This is a genomic window from Halomonas sp. SIMBA_159 (assembly GCF_046536035.1).
GTDB classification, from domain to species: Bacteria; Pseudomonadota; Gammaproteobacteria; order Pseudomonadales; family Halomonadaceae; genus Vreelandella; species Vreelandella venusta_A.
The window spans coordinates 1-244 of the sequence record NZ_JAWJBT010001353.1; the positions used below are offsets into that span (position 1 = coordinate 1).

Here is a 244-nt window from a genome sequence, read left to right on the forward strand (position 1 = left end):
GGGTGAAGCCGATGTGCCAGGCTTCCGGTTCTTCTTCCTTCGCCGCGGCGGCGGCCACCGGGGCGGCGGCCTGGCCGGACAGCACCGCGTTCAACCGTGCCAGCACCGCCTGCACGGCGGCCGGGTCGGCGGCCTGGCCGTGTTCGGCCTCGCGCAGCAGGGCGCGCAGCACGTCGACCGAGCCGAGCATGGCATCGACCGCGGCCGGTTCGAGCGCGCGCTTGCCGGCGCGCAGTTCGTCCAG

The 244-nt window shown here is 75.4% G+C and carries 1 pseudogene; it reads right to left on the minus strand.

The window, feature by feature from the left end:
* Positions 1-244, minus strand: a pseudogene (locus tag R0J87_RS23670) (hypothetical protein); the annotation flags it as partial.